Origin of the sequence: uncultured Actinomyces sp., assembly GCF_963526355.1 — a bacterium.
Lineage (GTDB): Bacteria > Actinomycetota > Actinomycetes > Actinomycetales > Actinomycetaceae > Actinomyces.
On the sequence record NZ_CAUROW010000132.1, the window covers coordinates 1 to 4,290 of the forward strand.

Genomic DNA, 4,290 nt, shown 5'->3' on the forward strand with positions numbered 1-4,290 from the left:
GCTGGTTGCGGCGGCGCATGGCCGTGATCTCGCGCTCGGCGGTCTTGCGGAGCTTCTCGCGCTGGGAGGCCTCGGCGCCCTCGGCCTCGAGCTGGGCGAGATCCTCCTCGAGACGCTGCTGGCGTGTCTCGACCTCGGCCTGACCGGACTCCTCGAGGTGCTTCTTCTTGACCTCGAGCTCGTTGCGCAGCGACGGCAGGTCGTCGTGGCGGCCCTCCTCGTCGACCTCGGTGACCATGTAGGCAGCGAAGTAGATGACCTTCTCCAGGTCCTTGGGCGCGAGGTTGAGCAGGTAGCCCAGGCGCGAGGGGACGCCCTTGAAGTACCAGATATGGGTGACCGGTGCGGCGAGCTTGATGTGGGCCATGCGCTCGCGGCGCACCTTGGAACGAGTGACCTCGACCCCGCAGCGCTCGCAGACGATGCCCTTGTAGCGCACGCGCTTGTACTTACCGCAGGCGCACTCCCAGTCCCGGGTGGGGCCGAAGATCTTCTCGCAGAACAGGCCGTCCTTCTCGGGCTTGAGGGTGCGGTAGTTGATGGTCTCGGGCTTCTTGACCTCGCCGTGGGACCACGAGCGAATGTCCTCCGCAGTGGCGAGGCCGAGCTGGATCCTGTCGAACACGTTGGCGTCGAGCACAGTTCCTACTTCCGATGGTGAATCTCATCAGGTGGTGGTCTGGGGGCGTTCCGTCGTCGTTGTTCCATGACTCCGACGGCGCCTGCGAGCCTGGTGGGAGGGTGGGCGGCGGGCCTGCCGCCCACCCTCAGCCGGGGCTCGATGAAGTTGTCACGAAGTCGTCACCGAAGTGGCCACTCAGATCTCGTCGACCGTGGAGGCGGTGGCTCCACCCGGACGCCGGCCCAGGTCGAAGCCGAGCTCCTCGACGGCGCGTGAGCCGTCGTCGTCGGTGTCATCCAGGGCGATGGCGCTGCCCTCGGCGTCCAGGGCCTCGACGTTCAGGCACAGCGACTGCATCTCCTTCATGAGCACCTTGAAGGACTCGGGGATGCCGGGCTCGGGGATGTCCTCGCCCTTGACGATGGCCTCGTAGACCTTGACGCGACCGTTGACGTCGTCGGACTTGACGGTGAGGAGCTCCTGGAGCGCGTGAGCGGCGCCGTACGCCTCCATGGCCCACACCTCCATCTCGCCGAAGCGCTGACCACCGAACTGGGCCTTACCACCCAGCGGCTGCTGCGTGATCATGGAGTACGGCCCCGTGGAGCGGGCGTGGATCTTGTCGTCCACGAGGTGGTGGAGCTTGAGGATGTACATGTAGCCCACCGAGATGGGGTACGGGAAGGGCTCACCGGAGCGGCCGTCGAACAGGCGCGCCTTGCCGTTGGGCTCCACCAGCTGCAGGCCGTCGGACGTCGGCAGCGTGGAGTCCAGCAGCCCCATGAGCTCGTTGTCACGCACACCGTCGAAGACGGGCGATGCCACAGGCGTGCGGGGCTCGGCCTTGATGCCGTTCTCGGGCAGGTTGGCGGTCCAGGCCTCGCCGGCCTCGTGGGCGGCGGTGGCGTCCCAGCCGCGGGAGGCCACCCAGCCCAGGTGCAGCTCGAGGACCTGGCCGACGTTCATACGGCTGGGCACGCCCAGCGGGTTGAGGATGACGTCGACCGGGGTGCCGTCGGCCAGGAAGGGCATGTCCTCCACGGGCAGGATCTTGGAGATGACGCCCTTGTTGCCGTGACGGCCGGAGAGCTTGTCACCCACGGTGATCTTGCGTCGCTGGGCGATGTAGACGCGCACCATGCGGTTGACGCCCGCGGGCAGCTCGGCGTCGTCGGAGGCGGCGTCGATCTCGCGCACGCCGGTGACGATGCCGTACTCGCCGTGAGGCACGCGCAGGGAGGTGTCGCGGACCTCGCGGGCCTTCTCACCGAAGATGGCGCGCAGGAGGCGCTCCTCGCTGGTCAGCTCGGTCTCGCCCTTGGGGGTCACCTTGCCCACGAGGATGTCGCCGCTGCGGACCTCGGCGCCGATGCGGATGATGCCGCGCTCGTCGAGGTTGGCCAGGGTTTCCTCGCTGACGTTGGGGATGTCCCGGGTGATCTCCTCGGCGCCCAGCTTGGTGTCGCGGGCGTCGACCTCGTGCTCCTCGATGTGGATCGAGGTGAGCATGTCCTCGGCGACCACGCGCTGGGAGACGATGATGGCGTCCTCGTAGTTGAGACCCTCCCAGGTCATGAAGGCGACCAGGAGGTTCTGCCCCAGGGCCAGGTCGCCCTCGTTGGTGGCGGGGCCATCGGCCAGGACCGAGCCGACCTCGACGCGCTCGCCCTCGGTGGCCACGACCCTCTGGTTGTAGCAGTTGCCCTGGTTGGAGCGGCGGAACTTGGCGACCTTGTAGACCTTCTCGGTGCCGTCGTCGTTCGCTACGCGCACGAAGTCCGCACAGACCTCGGTGACGACCCCGGCCTTGTCGGCCACGAGGACGTCACCGGCGTCGACGGCGGTGCGCCGCTCCATGCCCGTACCCACCAGCGGCGCGTCGGGGCGGATGAGCGGCACGGCCTGGCGCTGCATGTTGGCGCCCATGAGGGCGCGGTTGGCGTCGTCGTGCTCGAGGAAGGGGATGAGGGAGGTACCCACCGACACCATCTGGCGCGGAGAGACGTCCATGAGGTCCACCTGTGAGGAGGGCACGAGGGCCGGCTCACCGCCGGTGACGCGGCACAGGACGTGGTCCTCGGCGAAGCGGCCGTCCTCGGTGAGGGCGACGTTGGCCTGGGCGATGACGTGGCGGTCCTCGTCGTCGGCCGTCAGGTAGTGGGTCTCGTCGGTGACATGGCCGTCGACGACGACGCGGTAGGGGGTCTCGACGAAGCCGAAGGGATTGATACGCCCGAAGGTGGCCAGCGAGCCGATGAGGCCGATGTTGGGACCCTCGGGGGACTCGATGGGGCACATGCGCCCGTAGTGCGAGGTGTGGACGTCACGGACCTCCATGGAGGCCCGCTCACGGGACAGACCGCCGGGCCCCAGGGCGCTCAGACGGCGCTTGTGGGTCAGGCCCGCCAGCGGGTTGTTCTGGTCCATGAACTGGCTGAGCTGGGAGGTGCCGAAGAACTCCTTGATCGCGGCCGTCACCGGCCGGATGTTGATGAGCGTGTTCGGCGTGATGGCCTCGACGTCCTGGGTGGTCATGCGCTCACGCACCTGACGCTCCATACGGCTCATACCGGTGCGCACCTGCGCCTGGATGAGCTCGCCGACGGCGCGGATGCGACGGTTGCCCAGGTGGTCGATGTCGTCGTACTCGACAGCGATCTCGGTGATCTCACCGTCGCGCACACCTTCGACGGTCTCAGCGCCGGAGTGCAGGGCCAGCAGGTAGCGAAGGGCCGCGACGATGTCCTCGATGCGCAGGGTGGACTCGGTCAGGTCCGAGGCCAGACCCAGCTTCTTGTTGATCTTGTAGCGACCGACCTTGGCCAGGTCGTAGCGCTTGGGGTTGAAGTAGAAGTTCTCCAGCAGGGTGCGGCCGGCCTCGACGCTCGGCGGCTCGCCGGGACGGATCTTCTTGTAGATGTCCAGGAGCGCCTCGTCCTGGGTGGTGATCTTGCGGTCCTCGTCCAGGGCGGAGGTCAGGGCGGGGAAGTCGGTGAACTCCTTGCGGATCTCCGACTCGTCCATGCCCAGGGCCAGCAGGAAGACGGTGACGTCCTGCTTGCGCTTGCGGTCGATGCGCACGGCCACGCGGTCGGACTTGTCGATCTCGAACTCGAGCCAGGCGCCGCGCGAGGGGATGAACTTGACGTTGTAGACGTACTTGTCCGTGGACTTCTCGGTGGTGCGCTCGAAGTACACGCCGGGCGAACGCACAAGCTGGGAGACGACGACGCGCTCAGAACCGTTGACGATGAAGGTGCCCTTGTCCGTCATGAGCGGGAAGTCGCCCATGAAGACCGTCTGGGACTTGATCTCACCGGTGGAGAAGTTCTCGAAGTCCGCCACCACATAGAGGGGGGCCGAGTAGGTGAGGTCCTTCTCCTGGCACTCCTCGGCCGTGTACTTCGGCTCCTCGAAGCGGTGGTCGTGGAAGGACAGGGCCATGGTCTCCCCGAAGTCCTCGATCGGGGAGATCTCGTCAAAGATCTCCTCCAGACCGGAGGTCTCGGGCAGGGAACCCGGGTGCGCCTTATTGGCGGCGATCATCCGCTCACGCCACCTCTCATTACCGACGAGCCAGTCGAAGCTCTCGGTCTGGAGGGCGAGCAGATTAGGAGCCTGCATGGGCTCGGCGATCTTGGCGAAGTTGATACGACGCGACGCGGTAC

General features: G+C 66.9%; 1 protein-coding gene and 1 pseudogene. Both read right to left on the reverse strand.

All coding sequences use genetic code 11. From position 1 onward, the window contains the following. Positions 1-640 (reverse strand): annotated as a pseudogene (locus RWR81_RS12630) (DNA-directed RNA polymerase subunit beta'); the annotation flags it as partial. 177 nt (positions 641-817) lie between these two features. Further along, positions 818-4,290 (reverse strand): DNA-directed RNA polymerase subunit beta (gene rpoB / locus RWR81_RS12635; protein WP_314458075.1); only part of this gene is annotated, 3,473 nt, incomplete at its 5' end.